Genomic DNA, 18,215 nt, shown 5'->3' on the forward strand with positions numbered 1-18,215 from the left:
GAGACAATGCGGTTCCCTCCTTCGCTGCTTGTTAATCCCAAAAATGACTTGGTAACAGGATGCCCTGGATGAGCAAAAACTTCAGCAACATCGCCAGTCTCTACAATCTGGCCAGCCTCCAGTACCGCAACTTGTGAGCAAACTTTTTTCACCACAGACATTTCGTGCGTGATAAAGACAAAGGTAATACCAGTTTCTCGATTAATCTCTTGGATTAGATGAAGGATGGAATCCGTTGTCGCTGGGTCCAGTGCAGATGTCGCTTCATCACAAAGTACAATCTCAGGATGATTTGCAAGCGCTCTGGCAATCCCAACTCTTTGTTTTTGACCGCCACTGAGTTGAGAAGGATAGGAATTTCGCTTCTCTGTCAAGCCAACACGTTCCAACAACTCTTCTACACGCATTTTGATTTCTGCATTCTTTTTTCCTACGATTTGCAGTGGAAAAGCAATGTTCTCATACACGGTTCGAGAGGTAAGCAGGTTAAAATGCTGAAAAATCATCCCGATTTTACTTCGAAGTTTCCGAAGCTCAATCTTACTCAGATGAGCTAAGTCCTTTCCTTTGATGAAAACTTCGCCTTCTGTTGGTTGTTCCAAACCATTTATCATTCGAAGCAGTGTACTTTTTCCTGCTCCGCTATGACCGATAATCCCAAGCATTTCTCCTGTCTGTACAGTGACAGACACACGATCTAAGGCTGTTACTTCAGCAAATCGTTTGGAGACGTTTTGCAACTGGATTAAACTCAATTTCAAAGCACCTCCTAAAATAATAAAAACCCTTTCTGCACACTGATGCAAAAAGGGATATATTTTCATATCGCCTTCTCTCATCTGTCAGAACCAAAAAATTCTGTAGGAATTGGCACCTTTCCTCATTTGGATGGTTGCCGAGGTATCGTAGGGCCTGTCCCTCCACCTCTCTGGATAAGAGAACTACATATCAAGTTAATGATATTATACTTTATAAAAATATAAATATCAACATGGAAATTCATATATGAAATTATTTATTTCTTCGGTAGTCATTTGGTCGTTTTTGACAATCACCTAATAACGTATAGTAAAAATATACATTTCGAATACTCTCCTACGATGCAAAAAACCATAACCAATAAAACTTCAGTATACTCCCTTTTATCTCGATTTTAGAGATGTTGCAATAAAACAATAAATATACTGGCATCATAAATCTCACACCAATCAATTAAATGTACGATATATCAAGTTTAATGGAGAATGTGATTACTGTACAAAAATTGCTGAAGTTCCTGATTAGTACTTTTCTATCAATCTCTCCGAAAGAATACTCCCACTTCAAGCATGAGCTAAGTGGGTGGTGAATGCCGTTCGGCGTTAGCCAAAAAAAATGTTCAGAATTTTCCTTCTCCTTTGATTGTATTATCGATTAATTGCCGTAGGGACTACTGTATGAGCTTGGTTCATTTCCTTGGATACCGACCCAAGATATTCCCCGCCTCTTGCGTTAGCATAGGTGGAGGGAGGGTTCAATTCTGCATATGAGTGAAACAGTTGAAGTAAAACCGAGTTCATTTATTGGGATTCTATAAAGTAAATATTCAAAAATATAGTGTAAGTATCATATGCCAAAGTGAAGTAGAGATGAAAAATCTATCAAGCATGCCGATACGGCAAGGATTGGATATATCTATATATACAACAGCTTGTCCTCCACTATTTTTTGTAAAGGACAAGCTGTTTGCTTATGCGCGAAGGGAACTATGCCAGTTCTTCAAATCAACTCCATAAGCCCAATGTTCTGTCAATGTCTTTATTACCATTCCCATCATTTGTCCATTAAAACCAAATTTCATAGGCTGGACAGCAAGAACTTCATGCGCTGCATCCATGGCAACCTCTGACAGCTTTTTCTGGGAATCCATCCGCTCTTCGATCAAATTAGCCCACTGCGCAGCAAAATCAACAATAATCGTACCTAGCATGGCTCTTTCCTAGCTGCTTCCTTGAGATCATGCCACTTCTTCGGATCGAGCAGAAGCATTACAAGCTCCCTTTATCTTTGACAGAACTTTATTATTTTATGGATAATCCATATTTATTTCAACTGTATCGGTGCTAAAGAGTTATGCCTCAGTCAATTAAACGATCTATTGAATATATACTCAATCAAAATTGGACTTATTCGACGAGTGGCTCCGTGACCACCATGAATTGGTCGTTCCAGCAAATCACCACGTGATCTAAACCGAAGTAAACCTCACCCATAGACAAGCTCTTTCCAGAACCGGCGGAAGCCGATCATGCACTGCTTCTTTCCCTGCTGCTGGCACAGCTTCCCGAACCGGATCTGGACCGGAGCCTCTATGCTGCATCTTGGCCATTGTAACCTTCTTCCTTTATGGTAGCATCAACTGTAACTTTACGATAACACTATGCCAAAAAACTTGTGGATTTTGAAATAATCAATCGTTAGTTTGTAACAATGCTAAAGGATATTACCCCAACATTACAGTTCATTTACATTTCCCTCCAATTCCTTTAAAACGGCTTCTTTTTGATTATAATAAAGACATCAAATCAAAACGGAGGTGTCTTTGATGCAATACACAGTGGTAGGTAAGTTTTTCTGGTTAGGAGTTATGAACGCAGTGTTGTTTAGTATTCCGATGTGGGGTCTTATCTACTTGGCGCTAAAAAGCATATTTTAGACCCTGTGTAAAAAATCGAGACACATAAGAAGAGCACCCATATAACGGTGCTCTTCTTATTCTTTGCCGGAGAGAAAAATTAATTTCAGATCACATCCACCGAGGTACTGAATTCCAATAAGCATCCAAAATGGTACTCTCCAAAATTCTTTCGTTTTTTATTTTTATATGAATGATAGGCATCCATATGCCTAATTTAATCTTCCCCCTGTCTCTGGAAATATATTTCCAAAGACAGGAGTTCAAATAAGAGCAGCGATCAGACGTGAGTCATTAGCTCTTGAGAAGCCCTGCTATCTTGTCCTCCGTGATCAGAAGATAGCCCGCATTTCCCAGGTCGCCAGCGAGCACCCTTTCACGGATATGATTTAACCCCTGCGCTTCAGCATCCGCTTTCGACATATTCTTCAGCTTGTCAAGAGCCTTCTCGAAATCCTTTTCCGTGTACACCTGCTTATCCTGACTCATGCTCGATCCTCTCTATTTAAGATGATAGCAATTTACTATCATACTATTTAAAATTCTACTAATAAAAGCAGTCGAATTCAAGAAAAACAAAATAAGATAAAAATTATAGTACATATTACTCTTTTCTATCCAAAAAAAAGCGGAGCCATTCAGCTCCACTTATTTATCTTGCTCCATCACCAGTAAATACTACTTTAATGGTACGGAAAAAGATCTTGGTATCTAATTTAAAAGACTGTTTTTGAATGTAGTACATGTCCAAATCTAATTTCTCAGCTGGGGTCATTTCATAGCCACCGTTTACTTGTGCCCAACCTGTAAGACCAGGTTTTACCAATAGACGATTTTTAAAACCAGGGATTTCTTTGTCAAATTGCTCAGTGAATACAGGACGTTCTGGACGAGGACCGATAAGGCTCATCTGTCCACTCAAAACATTAAACAGTTGAGGCAACTCGTCAATCCGCGTTTTGCGAATAAAACTTCCTACTTGAGTGACACGTGCATCATTCTTTGAAGCCCACTGCGGACCGTTCTTCTCAGCATCATTACGCATTGATCTTAATTTCCATACATTAAATAGTTTACCGTTTTTCCCAACTCGTTCTTGTTTATAGAAGATCGAACCAGGTGACTCAAGTTTAATCGCAATCGCAGTGACGAGAAGCACTGGCAATGTGACAACCAATAGCAAAAGGGAAAACATAAGTTCAAAGGATCGTTTCATTATAGGGTAAACGACCCCTTTGGCACTCATATTTCCAAATAACATTTGGGATTGGTTATTCACCATTACTTTGGAACGCATCTCTTCACCACTCCTACTTTATATATATGTCCAATTTCATCTCTTTTCATTACGAAAGTAACACGAATGTTACAGGAATGTTTCATGACTTGTAACTTAGTATAAGTCAGATGTAATAAAAGCACAAGAGGTTATTTGTTACAATATTTTTGTGGAATGTTGTCCAAGGTAATAGTGATATGTTTTCTGCAATCCATCTGCCAATGAGATGATGGGAGCCCAGTTTAATCCGGTCTTTGCTTTCTCTACCGTAAAATAACTATGCTTGATATCCCCAAGTCTTTCCGATTCATAAATAGTCTCTAATGAATAGCCACTTATTTGTTGCAGCTTCTCAACTAGCTGATTTAGCGTTGTATGTATACCTGTTCCAATATTAAACACTTCATTATCCCCTGCTTCTAAAGCGGCAACATTTGCCTTGGCTACATCTTCCACATATATATAATCTCTTGTTTGTTCTCCATCACCAAAAATGAGAAATGCATTCTGGTCAATTGCCTTATCAATAAAAATAGAGATAACTCCGCCCTCACCTTTTGGATCTTGGCGAATTCCGTATACATTTGCATAGCGCAAAATCGTGTATTTCAATCCATATAACTCTTCATACACACGTAAATATTGCTCTGGTGTATACTTGGAGATGCCATACCCAGAGAGAGGTCCAACCGGGTGTTTTTCATCTATTGGAACATATTGTGGATCACCGTAAACAGCAGCAGAAGAAGCGTAAATAAATTTCTTTACTCCATGAAGCCGTGCCGCCTCTAGCAAGTTAATCGTACCTAAAATATTCATATGAGCATCATAAACTGGTTCCAAAACAGAAGTTTGCACAACAGTTTGAGCGGCCTGGTGAATGACAATATCTGGTTTCTCTTGTTCAAATACATCTCGGATCTTGGCATTTTCCATATCTATACGATAAAATGCTGCCTCTGGATGTAGATTAGTCTCTTTTCCAGTAGACATGTTATCAACAATTACCACTTGATGACCCTTAGCAAATAATTGATCTACTATATGAGAACCAATAAATCCAGCTCCACCTGTAACGAGTACCTTCATCTCTATCACTCCTCTCTTATAAAAATGGGAACAAGTCATTTGTCTTGTTCCCTTCACTTGTATTACCCTTGGTTTTCCAATTTTTCTCTGTCTGGTACTTCACGCAAGGTACGCGCAGGAACACCAACATATACTTTTGCTGCTTCTGTATCTTTGTTAACCAATGCACCTGCGGCAATAAAGCTCTCTTCCTCAATGGTGATTCCTGGCAATAAGATAGAGGCTCCTCCAACTCGCGCACCTTTTTTAATTAGTGGACCACGAACCAATTTAAATCGTTCTTTGGTACGACCCATAAAATTGTCATTTGTTGTGGTTACAGTAGGTGCTATAAATACTCGTTCTTCAATGGTTGTATAAGCAGTGATATATGCGTTGGTTTGAATCTTGGTGTAAGAACCGATCTCTACCTGATTCTCCACTGCAACACCACGCCCTACGACAACATTGTTTCCAATCGTAACTTTTTCTCGAATGGATGCTTGATCCCCGACCATTACTTCTTTGCCAAGGGTACTTCCTCGATACAATACCGTATTAGCTCCAAGTGTTGTCCCCTCACCGATCTGTAGTGCTGGTAAGCTAGCCTCCACCTTTACAGTTGAAGCCTTAGCTGGTCTAGGCCAACGCCCTACTACGCAATTGTCGGAAATAAAAACATGAGAGCCGATAACCGTATCTGCATGAATGGTAACATTGTTTCCAATTGTGACATTGTCCCCAATAACAGCACCTTCTTCGATAACTGAGAAGTAACCGATCGTGACATTTTGCCCCAATTTTACTGTGTCATGAATGTAATGTTTCATCGGACACCTACTTTTACAGTTTTTCGTAATACGCTTTGATGCTCTTTATATCTTTCATTGCATTTCTCGTATCAAAAATAACAGAAGACATATCCCCTATTTGTTGATAGTCAAACGCAGAATGATCCGTTGTAATCAATACCAAATCTGCTTCTTTCAGTTTTTCTTCTGTTAAAGCAACCGTTTCATAATTTTTATTGTCTAAACGGAAAGAAGAAATATGTGGATCTACCAACTCAAAGTTTGCTTCATAGCTTTCTAACAACTTAATAATTTCCATCACAGGTGATTCACGATAGTCATCGATATCTTTCTTGTAAGCAACACCGAGTACCAACACTTTTGCACCGCTGAGTGATTTTTGGTAACGATTTAAAATCTTCATTGTGCGGTCTACAACAAAGTTTGGCATTTCGTTATTAATCTCACCAGCCACTTCGATCAGGCGGGTATGGTAGTTATATTCACGAGCTTTCCAAGTGAGATAAAAAGGATCGATCGGAATACAGTGACCCCCTAAACCTGGACCAGGATAAAACGCCATAAAACCATAAGGTTTTGTTTTTGCTGCTTCGATAACTTCCCACAAATCAATTCCCATCTTGTTACAAAGAATTGCCATTTCGTTCGCAAGCCCGATGTTAATATTACGGAAAGTATTTTCTAAGATCTTCTCCATCTCCGCAATTTTAGGGCTGGAAACTTCGTGAACATCTCCTTCCAAAACGCTGCGGTACATGGCAGCAGCTACTTTGGTACAGGTTGGAGATACTCCGCCTACTACTTTTGGAGTGTTTTTCGTGTTAAATGTTTTGTTACCTGGATCTACACGCTCAGGTGAATAAGCTAAGTAAAAATCTTCTCCTACTTTTAATCCAGTACCTTCAAGAATAGGTTGCAAAACTTCTTCTGTTGTTCCTGGATAGGTGGTACTTTCTAGAACAACAAGCATATTTGGATGAAGAAACTTGGCAATTTCCTTACCTGATGCTTCCACATAAGTGGTATCAGGTTGTTGATATTTATCAAGTGGTGTAGGCACACAAATGGCAACTGCATCTACTTCGGCAATTTTGGAGTAATCGACCGTAGCGCTCAGTTGACCAGATTGAATAATCTGTTTCAACTCTTCATCTACGACATCCCCAATATAGTTAATTCCATCATTAACCATATCTACTCGTTTTTGTTGAACATCAAAACCAATTACTTTATATCCAGCTTTTGCTTTTTCGACAGCGAGGGGAAGACCCACATAACCGAGTCCTACAACCCCAATCACTGCATTTTTTGACTCAATTTTCTCGAGCAAACTACCCACGAGCGATCATTCCTTTACTCAAAATAATTACGTACAACCGCAACAATGTGATCGATGGTTTCTTCTGACAACTCTGGATAAAGAGGGAGTGCAAATATTTTCTGGGAAATAGTTTCAGCGTTTGGCATATCTCCCTTTTTGTACCCTAAATCTTTATAGACTTCTTGTAAGTGAAGTGGTAATGGATAATAAATACCGGATGCAATGCCATTCTCTTTCAAATGAGCCATCAAGCCCTCACGGTCTTCTGTTTGCACATTGTACAAATGATAAATATGTTTCCGGTCCTCTGCATGAAAAGGAGTTACTACTGGGAGTTCCGCAAGCTTTTTATTGTAATAAGCTGCTTTTTCTGCGCGAGCATTATTCCAATCGTCCAAATGACGCAATTTAATTCGGAGAGCTGCAGCTTGAATTTCATCCAAGCGACTATTATAACCAATCATGCTGTGATAATATTTCGGGCTACTTCCATGTACACGTAAAATACGCAGTTTTGCTGCCAGTTCATCATCATTGGTAACGATCATTCCGCCATCCCCATACCCACCAAGGTTTTTGGTCGGGAAGAAGGAAAATGTCGCTGCATGTCCCCAAGAACCGATTCTTTTTCCTTTGTACTCAGAACCAATAGCTTGAGCTGCATCTTCCAACACAAAGATATCATGCTGATCTGCAAGTTCCATAATTTCATCCATCTGAGCTGGTTGCCCAAAAATATGAACAGGGATAATTGCTTTGGTTTTTGGTGTAATAGCCTTTTTCAGTTGTTCTACATCGAGGTTATATGTTTTTGGATCAATGTCTACAAATACTGGTGTGGCTTTTAACTGTGAAACAACTTCAGCAGATGCAAAGAAGGTAAAAGGTGTAGTAATTACTTCATCTCCTGCTTTCACACCAGCAGCATCCAATGCCAATTGAAGTGCATCTGTACCATTACCAACTCCAATTGCATGTTTTACACCACAATACTCAGCTATTTCAGCTTCTAATGCTTTTGTTTCTGGTCCTAAAATGTAATGTCCACTTTCTAACACACGATCTATTGCATCACGTACTTCGTTTCGAATACCTTTATATTGTTGGGTTAGATCAAGTAAAGGAATTTTATTCATTTATCTAGTAGCTCCTTCATGGGATTTTAGTAAATCATCCATACGCACAGGTTTCCCTGTTTCTGCCGATTGTTGACAAGCTATAACAAATGCCAATGCTTCTCTACCTTCTTTTCCAGAGACAACAGGAATGTAATCTTGAGCGATAGCATTCGTCATATCTTGGATAATACATTCATGTCCTGGAATCCCAAATGGATCTTGCGCAATTTGCTCAATTGTTTGTTGTTTTTCTTCTTCTGTAAGCCCAGCGAAATCCCAAGTTTTTATCCAGTTTGCATTAGGGCCGCTAATCGTGGCAGTTCCCGTTTCTCCAAAAATAGAGAGGGACTCTTCTAGGTTTTTGGGATAAATGGTGACAGCTGCTTCTAACACTCCCAATGCTCCACTTTTAAAGCGAATAACAGATAAAGATGTGTCCTCAGCTTCAATATCTCGAATACGTGTTGCATTGTAAGAACTTACTTCTTCAATATCCCCCATCATCCAAAGCATGAGGTCCATATTATGAATTGCTTGATTCATCAATACTCCGCCATCCATCGCTTTGGTTCCACGCCATGGAGCCTGATCATAGTAAGCCTGATTTCGGTTCCATCGTACCGTAGCATTAGCATGTCCAATTTTCCCAAAGGAGCCTTTATCTAACTGCTTTCTAAGCTCAATAATTGCGGGTCGGAATCGATTCGGATGGATAACTGCCATTTTTACATTGTTTTTTTCGCATGCTTCTATCATTGCATTTGCGTCTTCGAGTGTAAGTGCCATTGGCTTTTCCACTACAACATGTTTTTTTGCTTCTGCAACTTGAATAGTTAGTACTTTATGTAGTCCACTTGGGGTACAAATGGAAACAACATCTACTAGGTCAGCTTGTAACATATCTTGTAAATCCAAAAAACCTTGGACGCCGTCTGTAACAAATTCCTGTAAACGTTCTTCATTGGTATCGCACACAGCAGTCAATACCGCTCCATCCACGTTCGCAATCGCTTGCACGTGTTTTTTAGCAATGTGACCGCAACCTACTATTCCATAGCGGATCAATTTATTTCCCTCTTTCCAAGCAGCATTAATATTACAACAACATTACAACCAATGTAACATAAATGAAATGTTTTTGGTATAGTTGCAAAAAAAAGACACACTTATTTTTGTGATTTCCTATGTATTACGAATTTGTATTAGTATCTCCGTCCATGATGGCAAACATGATTTCTCCATCAGCGACTACCTTATCGCCTACGCGGGCAACTGCATTTCCTTTACCCATTTTCCCACGAAGGCGAGTCATTTCAACTTCTAAGTGAAGAACATCACCAGGTTTTACTTGGCCACGAAAACGCACTCGGTCAATGCCTGCAAAAAAGGCTATTTTCCCTTTATACTCTTCTAGTACCAGAATAGAGCAAGCTCCCACTTGAGCCAATGCTTCCACAATTAAAACACCTGGCATTACAGGGTACTCAGGAAAATGACCTTGAAAAAAGGACTCGTTCATCGTAACATTTTTGATTCCAACAGCTTTTTTCGCTGGAATTACCTCTATGATTTTATCAATCAATAAAAAAGGGTAGCGATGAGGTATTACCTCTTGAATCTTGTTAATATCCCATTCCATTAAAATACCACTCCTATCTTTCTCCAATCACACTCCGCTACAGTTTAGCACACGTAACCAAGCATGACGAGCTAGGGCCATTATGGAGAATCATTTTTATTTGCCGATCGAATTAGTACAAAGTAAATGAGTGTTGTTAAGTAGGACAGACCAATGACAAACCAAAGGAATGTTTGTGCACCAGTAACAGAGAAAAGCAATGCAAACAGAGCCACATAAAAAAGAACGGTGGTCAATTTGCCCATTACATTGGCAGGGATTGTTTTCTTCCCTTTTAAGTGGAATAAAGTGGAATAGAGAATCATGGAAATATCACGCAAAAAGACAGCGAATGCTGCCCATAAACTAATTTTATGTGTAATCAGAAGTGACAAAAATACTGCGATAATCATTAATTTATCCGCTAAGGGATCAAGAAGACTTCCTATTTCTGTTATCAAATTATAACGCCTAGCTAAGTATCCATCCACCACATCCGTTATCCCTGCAAGTAAAATGATCGCTACAGACCAATACAATTTACTTGGTGCATCAGAAAAATACACGATTAGATAGGTAGGGACTAAGAAAAAGCGAAAAATAGTAAGGATATTTGGCACGTTTATCATCTAAGACCCTCCAGCCTACCACAAAGAATCCCGTCTTTGTGGCAATTCACACAGACGGGTTTTTTTAGCTATAAATTAAATTATAAACATGAATCCACATACTTATATCGAATATATCGCCCACCGGCTGACCGCCAACTACCGCGTGACCAATAATCAAACTAACAAATAAAACAATAACCAAGAGTGCAGGTAATCCAACAATCCAAATCGTTCGCTTTAGCCATCTATTATTAGAACGATCTTCTAATTCATCATTTTCTTCATCGTCCACTTCATCTTCAAATTTGTTATATGGCCGATGACTGTGCTCCTGCTGAGAAATAGTGTGGAGTTCTTCTTCTAGCTTTTGCGGATTTAACGCATTCAATTCCTGTTCGATAGCTTTTAATTGTTCTGCATCAAATTCATATGTTTTAAAATCGATTGGGGTAAGTGTATCCTCTATGTTTGCTAGTGGGTCTTTTTTCTTGTCTTTCTGGTTTTCTTTTTCATCATGAGAGGAGATGTGTGACTCCTGTTCTTTTTCTACTTCTAACAATGTAGCAGATATTTCCGAGTGAACACTATTTTTTTCAGAAGTGTTTTCCTTGTTATCCTTTTTTTCGTTACTATCTTTATCGGTTAGTTCTTTTTCTTTCTCTTGCTGTTCTTTCTCTTGCTGTTCTCTCTCTTGCTGTTCCTTACTCCACTTTAGTTCCCCTACTGGTAAACGAGTTTCCTCTTGCTCTTCTTTTACTTCCGTTTTCTTTATATCCTTTTTATCTTCTGATTGACTCATCTGATATACCTCTCCAATTTACAAATAAGCTTGTCCATGATATTTACCTAACAAAAATATAACAAAGCATCCCTTCATTCGTCTACTAACACCCGTGAATATTGTATTATATATTCTACTTACAATGTCTTCCAAAAACTTTTCCAACCTCTGCTCCGTTGGATGCTTATAGTGGGTTGTCAAATATTTTACCATATAATTAGAAGGTCGGAGAGAAGATGATTATGTAAATTTTGAATACAACCGACCTTCTTAATTGTGAATATATTATTTATATAGATATGCGGGCAACTTCTTTGTTTCCAGCTTTTCTTTTATACTTTATTTTGGTTGCTTCTCCACCACGTAAGTGTCTTATTGATTTATGATATTCTAAAATTTCTTTCACTTCATTTGCTAAATCGGCATTTATCTCTGGCAATCTCTCTGTTAAATCTTTATGAACAGTACTTTTGGAAACTCCAAATTCTTTTGCTATAACCCTAACTGTACTCTTGGTCTCTACAAAATATTGACCAATTTTTATGGTTCGCTCTTTTATATAGTCGTGCAACTCCCCTCTCCTCCTTTCTGCTTGTTTGATACATTATATGAAGCGTACAACCGGTTATGCTGGTACAAGCAGGAAAGAAAAGCTCAAGCTTTCACGTAACGTCTGAACTTGGCGGTAGGACATGAAAAAACGCCCTTTGCTGCAAGGGCGTTTTCCTATTTTACGTAATCATTTGGGTTTAAAGCTTGATTATTTTTTCGAACTTCAAAATGTAAATGGATACCTTCATTTTTTTCAAATTGATTTTGTCCAGCTTCTGCAATCACATCACCTTTCACCACTGCTTGGTTTAGGCTCACTCTTACATTGGAGAGACTTTGGTAGACAGTTGTCAATCCATTTTCGTGTTTTATTTCCACTACTTGACCCAAAACTGGATTCTTTTCCACACGAACAACTTTTCCAGAAGCACTAGCGACTACATCAAATGGCTTTCCATTTTTTCTTGCAAAATCAATACCTGTATGAGGCCAGTACGTATCCGCGTATTTTACTAATGCACTCTCTTTTGCTGCATCAGTAGCATTTGCATCGTAGAAATCCATTACTTTGGCAACTGTGGGATCACTGGTTATGGGTAGAGAAATCTGTTTTAAATTATCAGTTGGTACTTCTTCTACAGGTAAAACCGTATCCACATCAGGATTGGACGTACGTGTTACATCTTGTTGTTTCGTAGATTGATACCACCATGCCATCCCTAAAACACACACTGCAACTGTCATATAAATTGCAGGAAAAAACCATTTTTTATCTAGTAGTTGATTTGATTTGTTTGATTTTTGGTTTTTGTTATCATCCAGAAAAGAAACTTTGTTTTTTGGTTCTTCTGGTTTCATAATCTGATCACCTCTTAGTGACCAGTGTCGACGCTTCTCGTTCGCTTTATACCTGAATTGGTAAATTTTGTACAACATTTGGTATTTTTTTTAGAGCGATATTGCTTCGTTTTGGAAAAAAGTCTATGATGAATTTACATAGTGTCTCCAACCGGATGGAGCACTGTCTCCATCCAGAAAGCAGGTCCTAAATGGCTGTCAAGATTGCCAAGCCCAAGCCTTCGGCTTCGGCTTCTGTGGTCAACGGCAAGGTTCAGATCACCGCCAGCGTTTACGGGAAGAGTAACACCCAGAGCTTCCCGGCGAAGAGTGACCGCTACCCTGTCCCGGTCGGTGACTACTACGTGTACGTCACTGTCGAGGTCAGCGGCAGTAAGGCCACGGTCACGAAGACTGAGTTCTGAGCCTCGATGACCTCGTCTTTCTGAGGTGGAGCCCTGCTGTAGGTTTTTCTCAACTACAGCAGGGCCAACGATCAACAATTCAATAAAAAATAGATGCATGAAAAACAAAAACTAGTTTCCGATATGGGAACTAGTTTTTTTATGTACCCGATGGTATGGAAAAATTTATATATACTTCTCTACTATCCTAGAGGGAACCATAATGGCAAACATACACAGGAGTAGACACATGAAACCCTTTCAACCGGACTTGGTTTACTTTGAACCAGCAGCTTTGGATTACCCCCTTGGAAAAGAGCTGTACGAAAAATACAAACACACAAGTATCCCTGTGGAGATGACTACCTCACACAATCGAATTACGAGTTTACCTGGAGATACCGAACTTGAAAAATATCGAATTGCAAAGCGTACGCTAGTTGTTGGAATTCGCAAAACACTCACTTTTGATACTTCTAAACCATCTGCTGAATATGCGATCCCACTAGCCACTGGCTGCATGGGACACTGTCACTACTGCTACTTGCAAACAACGATGGGCGCACGTCCTTATGTACGTGCTTATGTCAATTTAGATGATATTTTTCAAGCAACCGACAAATATATCGCAGAAAGATCTCCTGAGGTAACGAGATTTGAAGCAGCTTGTACTTCCGATCCAGTAGGGATTGAACATATCACTGGGTCACTGAAAAAAGCCATTGAATTTATGGGAGAACGAGAGCTGGGCAGACTGCGTTTTGTAACCAAATATGCCAATGTCGACAGCTTACTTGATGCCAAACATAATGGACATACGAGATTTCGTTTTAGTGTAAATGCCGATTACGTTGTCAAAAACTTTGAACCAGCGACATCTCCCTTAGCAGATCGGATCGAAGCTGCTGGTAAAGTAGCTAGAGCTGGATATCCATTGGGTTTTATCATTGCACCTATCATGATTTTTGACGGTTGGGAAGATCAATATGCAGATCTCATTCATAAACTCCATGACACCTTACCTCATGTTGATGACCTTACGTTTGAGCTGATCACCCATCGATTTACCAAAACAGCAAAAAACATTATCGAGAAACGCTATCCAAAAACAAAGTTAGAAATGAACGAAGAAGAACGGAAGAAAAAGTGGGGGCGTTATGGTCGGACCAAATATGTTTATCAAGATGTACATATGGAGGCCATTCGCGTACATATGAAGACATTAGTGGAACAGTACTTTCCACAAGCTGAGATCAGTTATTTAACTTAGAAAATATAAGTGGGGGACTGCCACAGCTCTTTGCCATGACAGTCCCTTTTCCAACAAGAGATAGAACCTTAAGCTATTCGAAGATCGTCCCGGCTCTTCATCTGCTCATTTTCTACTAGCTTCTCTACAGTCCGCATTACATCTTCTGCTACATAGAGGATAGTATCTTTTTGTTCATCTGGGAGACGGTGAACTACACCATCCCTAGCATAAGCAGGCATCGGTGTCTGCGGGATCTCGTTGCCATCCTTATCGTGGAGGATCTTCTCTGTTGTATTCAGTTCCTTAACCATGAGGCCTTCTTTTCTAGTTATCTCGGATAAATTCTTTCTGATTATAGAAGAAATATAAATCTATTTCAACTAATTCTTTATATTTTTAATTTGCACTTTCTGGTAATAGTGAGCAATTATCTCCTCTGCTGTTTTCCCCTGTTTTGCCAACAAATTAGCTCCCCATTGACTCATACCCACCCCATGGCCAAACCCATATGTAGTAAACGTAATTCGACTGCCTCTTTGCTTCCAAGAAAAATCAGAGGATGCCAATCCTAGAGCTTCTCTTACTTGTCTACCTGTGAAAACACGATCCCCTATTTTGATTTGTAAAATACGTTTTCCAATAGTTTTATTAATAATTTTTATACTCCCTGATTTGGATAAAGCAGTTGCAGACAATTTTTGACCTGTATACTTTTCCAGCTTGTTTACGATCGAGACGATTGATAACGTCTTTGTCTTGATAAATTTAGGGGATTGTTTATCCCATGCGGAAGAAACACTGCGTAAATAGGGATAAGGTTGTTTAAAATAATCCTCGGAATTTTCTGTATAGCCATTGCTAGTAGAGAAAAAAGCAGCATAGATTGGCTTATTCTGATATGTGATGATTTTTCCATTTGTCGATCTTACCGCTGTATTTACTTTGGCTAAATTTTGTTGGTATTGTATTCCCCACTTCTTTTTCAGCATCTCGTCTGTGGCATAGACTTGATCTTTTACTGTCCCTGTTACGGTGGCTTGATTGTTTTTTACACGACTATAAATATAGGTACGAGCAGCCATTGCTTGAGCCCGAAGGGATTCCAATTCAAAGTCAGCAGGCATTTCTGCAGCCACTACTCCTCGAACATACGCTTCCAAAGGGACAGTAATAGTTGTCTGCTGGTTTGAAAACGCGACTCTTACTTTTATATTGGATTGTTCTGTAGCATCTTTTTTATTACGTGAAGACAATGCATCTACGAACACGCCTGAATTCTGAAAGTCTACTAACACTACTGGGATTAACACAATGCAAAGGGGAAGCACCAAAAAAAGAGTGCAAAGCAGTCCAAGCTTTCTACAATTCTGTGACAAACAAAAACCTCCTAATAAAGGAATCGTTCTCTCATTCTATTAGGAGCATTAGTAGATTAGAACTATTAGCTGATTAGAGACAACATATAGAAAAACCGCCTATATCGTGATAATATAAGGCGGTTTTGTACCAACTAATAAATTATAAGATAGATAGCATGAATCTGGTTTATGCGAAAGAATGCTGCGTCGCAGAAACTTCTTCATCTGACGTAATTCGTTCGATTTTTGCCCCAAGAGCTTGTAGTTTTCCAACGATATTTACATAGCCGCGATCCACATGATGCAAACCAGAAACTTCTGTTACACCATCAGCAACTAACCCAGCTAAAATCAATGCTGCTCCAGCTCTAAGATCAGTAGACGTTACTTGTGCACCTGATAATGGATGACCACCTTCGATAACAGCTGTTCTGCCATCAATCTTAATATGTGCACTCATTCGTTTTAGCTCTTCTACATGCATAAATCGATTCTCAAAAACAGTTTCAGACATTAAGCTAGTACCATTTGCGGTTAACTGTAGTGCCATAACCTGTGATTGCAAGTCAGTTGGAAATCCAGGATAAGGGAGTGTTTTGACATCGATTGGTTTTAGTTCTCCTTCTGCACGAACTAAAATACCATCTTCACTCACCATAACTTGAACACCCATTTCCCGGAGTTTCGCAATAAGTGGGGTAAGGTGATCAGCTATCGCCCCTTCTACAAACACTTCACCTCGAGTGATTGCCGCAGCAGCCATGTAAGTCCCGGCTTCAATTCTGTCTGTAATGACGGTGTACTCTGTACCATGTAAGAAATCTACTCCATCAATGCGAATCTCATCCGTACCAGCTCCACGCACATTGGCCCCCATTGCATTAAGGAAATTAGCCAAGTCCACTATTTCTGGCTCACATGCTGCATTCTCAATCACAGTACGACCCGTCGCCAAACTAGCTGCCATCATAATATTTTGCGTAGCACCTACACTTGGGAAATCGAGATAGATACTTGCACCGTGTAAACGATCAGCTACACGACCTTCAATATGCCCGGCTTCAATCTCAAACTGAACACCCATTGCCTCTAAACCTTTCAGATGCTGGTCAATTGGACGGCTACCAATCGCACACCCACCTGGTAATGGAATTCGTGCATGTTTTTTTCTTGCCAAAAGTGGACCCATGATCAAGAACGAAGCTCTCATTTTTCGCACTAAATCATAAGGAGCTTGTGTCGTTTGGAAAGTTTGGGCATCAATGTGAACACGATCCTCACCTAGTTCTGCTTTAATCCCTAAACTAACTAACATCTCCGTAATCGTCTTCACATCGTCTAACATTGGTACTTCCAAAATCGTAATACTGCCTCTTGCTGGTAAAATAGATGCAGCTATTAATGGAAGTACCGCATTTTTAGCCCCATGTAACTTCACCTTTCCCTGCAAACGGTTTCCACCTTGTACAATAATTTTTTCCACATGTATTCCCCCCAGATGATCTAATATTCTACGGTAATGATTGGAGAACCAATCGTGACTACCAGCTTCCCAGAACGCATATCGCGATGAGTAGCTACTTGGAGGTTCATCGTCCCTCCTCGAGTTTGGATGCTTTCAGAAAACATTGGTGAGTATGCTGATATACTCACAGTTTGATCCGTTTCCATTCCTTCTATTTCTTTGGCATGTAATTGTTTTACTATGTTATGTGCTATCTTTAATGTATCAGTAGAATGTTCTATATTTCCTTGTATCGAATAATGCAAATGTGTAGGAATTTCTTGTTGGTAAAGGAATTTTTGGATTCGTTCCGCCGATTTTGGCCAATCACCTTTTGGTCGTCCATGACCTGTTACTTGTATCGCTACATATGGTTCTGAAACTTTCGCATTTGGCTGGTCGATGATCATATAGAAGGAGACCTCTAAGTTTCCCCATTTGCCTGATGCGTCGTAGCGGATACCATCTTGATCCATTTTCTTTTCCATTTTGGCAAGCGAAAGCTCATTCACCCATTGTCGCATTTTTTGTTCTGCTTGTGAAGGCGTAAACAGGTTCCTTGTTCTCCCACTATGATGAACGACATATGTTGTTGGGTTTATTTCCATGTCGTTTACAACAGTAAGGAGTCTTTGTGGTACAACTGATTCTACTTGACTGCTGCCCATTAGAAATATACTACTCAGGAGCAAAATTCCGATCCAACGCAACATAGAAAACTCTCCCTATAACCATTTTTATCCATTTTGTACGTGTCAGAGAGAGTTTATACAAATGTTGTTGTCAAAAAAGGTATTGGCTAATCATTCGCGACCAATCGAGATAATTGATAAAAAAAAGCGCTAACTGATGACCAATGATGATCGATAATATCATCATGACAATAAATGCAAACCAAGGCTCTTTTATTTTTAAAATCTCTTCGATCCGAACACGGAGTAGCACCCACCATGTAAAGGCAATCAATGTAAGAGAGAAAATGATGTTTGTGAGTGAGGAAACACCAAGTTCTGTTGCTTGCTCCAT

Annotated in this window: 21 protein-coding genes, 1 pseudogene and 1 riboswitch; of the genes and pseudogenes, 2 read left to right on the forward strand and 20 right to left on the reverse strand. The window is 39.5% G+C overall.

The window, feature by feature from the left end:
• Positions 1 to 38: 38 nt before the first annotated feature.
• The 15 genes and pseudogenes from GSM42_RS03685 to GSM42_RS03755 all read right to left on the reverse strand — a co-directional run.
• Positions 39 to 755: pseudogene (locus tag GSM42_RS03685) on the reverse strand (methionine ABC transporter ATP-binding protein); the annotation flags it as partial.
• A 77-nt stretch (positions 756 to 832) separates the two neighbouring features.
• Positions 833 to 939, reverse strand: a riboswitch (SAM riboswitch).
• Positions 940 to 1,729: 790 nt separating this feature from the next.
• Positions 1,730 to 1,969 (reverse strand): hypothetical protein, encoded by a 240-nt coding sequence (locus GSM42_RS03690; RefSeq protein ID WP_160800161.1) that lies wholly within the window; start codon positions 1,967 to 1,969, stop codon positions 1,730 to 1,732.
• A 258-nt stretch (positions 1,970 to 2,227) separates the two neighbouring features.
• A complete protein-coding gene (locus GSM42_RS03695) occupies positions 2,228 to 2,368 on the reverse strand; it encodes a hypothetical protein (RefSeq protein ID WP_160800163.1) in 141 nt (46 codons plus the stop codon).
• Positions 2,369 to 2,968: 600 nt separating this feature from the next.
• A complete protein-coding gene (locus GSM42_RS03700) occupies positions 2,969 to 3,163 on the reverse strand; it encodes a hypothetical protein (protein WP_160800164.1) in 195 nt (64 codons plus the stop codon).
• A 163-nt stretch (positions 3,164 to 3,326) separates the two neighbouring features.
• Positions 3,327 to 3,971 (reverse strand): exopolysaccharide biosynthesis polyprenyl glycosylphosphotransferase, encoded by a 645-nt coding sequence (locus tag GSM42_RS03705; RefSeq protein ID WP_160800166.1) that lies wholly within the window; start codon positions 3,969 to 3,971, stop codon positions 3,327 to 3,329.
• Between the two features lie 138 nt (positions 3,972 to 4,109).
• Entirely contained in the window at positions 4,110 to 5,042 is a 933-nt protein-coding gene (locus GSM42_RS03710; protein WP_160800168.1) for an NAD-dependent epimerase/dehydratase family protein, read from the reverse strand.
• Positions 5,043 to 5,104: 62 nt separating this feature from the next.
• Complete coding sequence (locus tag GSM42_RS03715; RefSeq protein WP_160800170.1) at positions 5,105 to 5,851, reverse strand: acyltransferase; 747 nt, start codon at positions 5,849 to 5,851, stop codon at positions 5,105 to 5,107.
• Between the two features lie 13 nt (positions 5,852 to 5,864).
• Positions 5,865 to 7,172 (reverse strand): nucleotide sugar dehydrogenase, encoded by a 1,308-nt coding sequence (locus GSM42_RS03720; protein WP_160800172.1) that lies wholly within the window; start codon positions 7,170 to 7,172, stop codon positions 5,865 to 5,867.
• A gap of 14 nt (positions 7,173 to 7,186) precedes the next feature.
• Positions 7,187 to 8,290 (reverse strand): DegT/DnrJ/EryC1/StrS family aminotransferase, encoded by a 1,104-nt coding sequence (locus tag GSM42_RS03725; protein WP_160800174.1) that lies wholly within the window; start codon positions 8,288 to 8,290, stop codon positions 7,187 to 7,189.
• On the reverse strand, positions 8,291 to 9,337 hold the full coding sequence (locus tag GSM42_RS03730) for a Gfo/Idh/MocA family protein (protein ID WP_160800175.1): 1,047 nt from the start codon (positions 9,335 to 9,337) through the stop codon (positions 8,291 to 8,293). It lies immediately after the preceding gene.
• A 124-nt stretch (positions 9,338 to 9,461) separates the two neighbouring features.
• Positions 9,462 to 9,911, reverse strand: coding sequence for a 3-hydroxyacyl-ACP dehydratase FabZ (gene fabZ, locus GSM42_RS03735; RefSeq protein WP_160800177.1), 450 nt, complete (start codon positions 9,909 to 9,911; stop codon positions 9,462 to 9,464).
• 80 nt (positions 9,912 to 9,991) lie between these two features.
• Positions 9,992 to 10,519: a CDP-diacylglycerol--glycerol-3-phosphate 3-phosphatidyltransferase gene (pgsA, locus tag GSM42_RS03740; protein ID WP_160800179.1), complete on the reverse strand. Its 528-nt coding sequence runs from the start codon at positions 10,517 to 10,519 to the stop codon at positions 9,992 to 9,994.
• Between the two features lie 64 nt (positions 10,520 to 10,583).
• Positions 10,584 to 11,300, reverse strand: coding sequence for a DNA-directed RNA polymerase subunit beta (locus GSM42_RS03745; protein ID WP_160800180.1), 717 nt, complete (start codon positions 11,298 to 11,300; stop codon positions 10,584 to 10,586).
• 271 nt (positions 11,301 to 11,571) lie between these two features.
• Complete coding sequence (spoIIID, locus tag GSM42_RS03750; RefSeq protein WP_160800182.1) at positions 11,572 to 11,853, reverse strand: sporulation transcriptional regulator SpoIIID; 282 nt, start codon at positions 11,851 to 11,853, stop codon at positions 11,572 to 11,574.
• A gap of 155 nt (positions 11,854 to 12,008) precedes the next feature.
• On the reverse strand, positions 12,009 to 12,692 hold the full coding sequence (locus GSM42_RS03755; RefSeq protein ID WP_160800184.1) for a M23 family metallopeptidase: 684 nt from the start codon (positions 12,690 to 12,692) through the stop codon (positions 12,009 to 12,011).
• Between the two features lie 191 nt (positions 12,693 to 12,883).
• Between GSM42_RS03755 and GSM42_RS03760 the strand changes: the two genes are divergently transcribed.
• The gene (locus tag GSM42_RS03760) at positions 12,884 to 13,096 is read left to right on the forward strand and encodes a hypothetical protein (protein WP_160800186.1); all 213 of its coding nucleotides are present in this window, start codon (positions 12,884 to 12,886) and stop codon (positions 13,094 to 13,096) included.
• 229 nt (positions 13,097 to 13,325) lie between these two features.
• Positions 13,326 to 14,345, forward strand: coding sequence for a spore photoproduct lyase (gene splB, locus GSM42_RS03765; protein ID WP_420820961.1), 1,020 nt, complete (start codon positions 13,326 to 13,328; stop codon positions 14,343 to 14,345).
• A 68-nt stretch (positions 14,346 to 14,413) separates the two neighbouring features.
• On the opposite strand, the gene GSM42_RS03770 is transcribed toward splB, so the two are convergent.
• The 5 genes from GSM42_RS03770 to GSM42_RS03790 form a co-directional block, all read right to left on the reverse strand.
• Positions 14,414 to 14,638 (reverse strand): hypothetical protein, encoded by a 225-nt coding sequence (locus tag GSM42_RS03770; RefSeq protein ID WP_160800190.1) that lies wholly within the window; start codon positions 14,636 to 14,638, stop codon positions 14,414 to 14,416.
• A gap of 69 nt (positions 14,639 to 14,707) precedes the next feature.
• Positions 14,708 to 15,703, reverse strand: a complete 996-nt coding sequence (gene spoIID / locus GSM42_RS03775) for a stage II sporulation protein D (protein ID WP_160800192.1) — start codon at positions 15,701 to 15,703, stop codon at positions 14,708 to 14,710.
• 169 nt (positions 15,704 to 15,872) lie between these two features.
• On the reverse strand, positions 15,873 to 17,168 hold the full coding sequence (gene murA, locus GSM42_RS03780; RefSeq protein ID WP_160800194.1) for a UDP-N-acetylglucosamine 1-carboxyvinyltransferase: 1,296 nt from the start codon (positions 17,166 to 17,168) through the stop codon (positions 15,873 to 15,875).
• A 20-nt stretch (positions 17,169 to 17,188) separates the two neighbouring features.
• Positions 17,189 to 17,902: a YwmB family TATA-box binding protein gene (locus tag GSM42_RS03785; protein WP_160800196.1), complete on the reverse strand. Its 714-nt coding sequence runs from the start codon at positions 17,900 to 17,902 to the stop codon at positions 17,189 to 17,191.
• 70 nt (positions 17,903 to 17,972) lie between these two features.
• Positions 17,973 to 18,215: a DUF1146 family protein gene (locus GSM42_RS03790; RefSeq protein ID WP_160800198.1), complete on the reverse strand. Its 243-nt coding sequence runs from the start codon at positions 18,213 to 18,215 to the stop codon at positions 17,973 to 17,975.

This window comes from Shimazuella alba (genome assembly GCF_009831235.1).
Lineage (GTDB): Bacteria > Bacillota > Bacilli > Thermoactinomycetales > Thermoactinomycetaceae > Shimazuella > Shimazuella alba.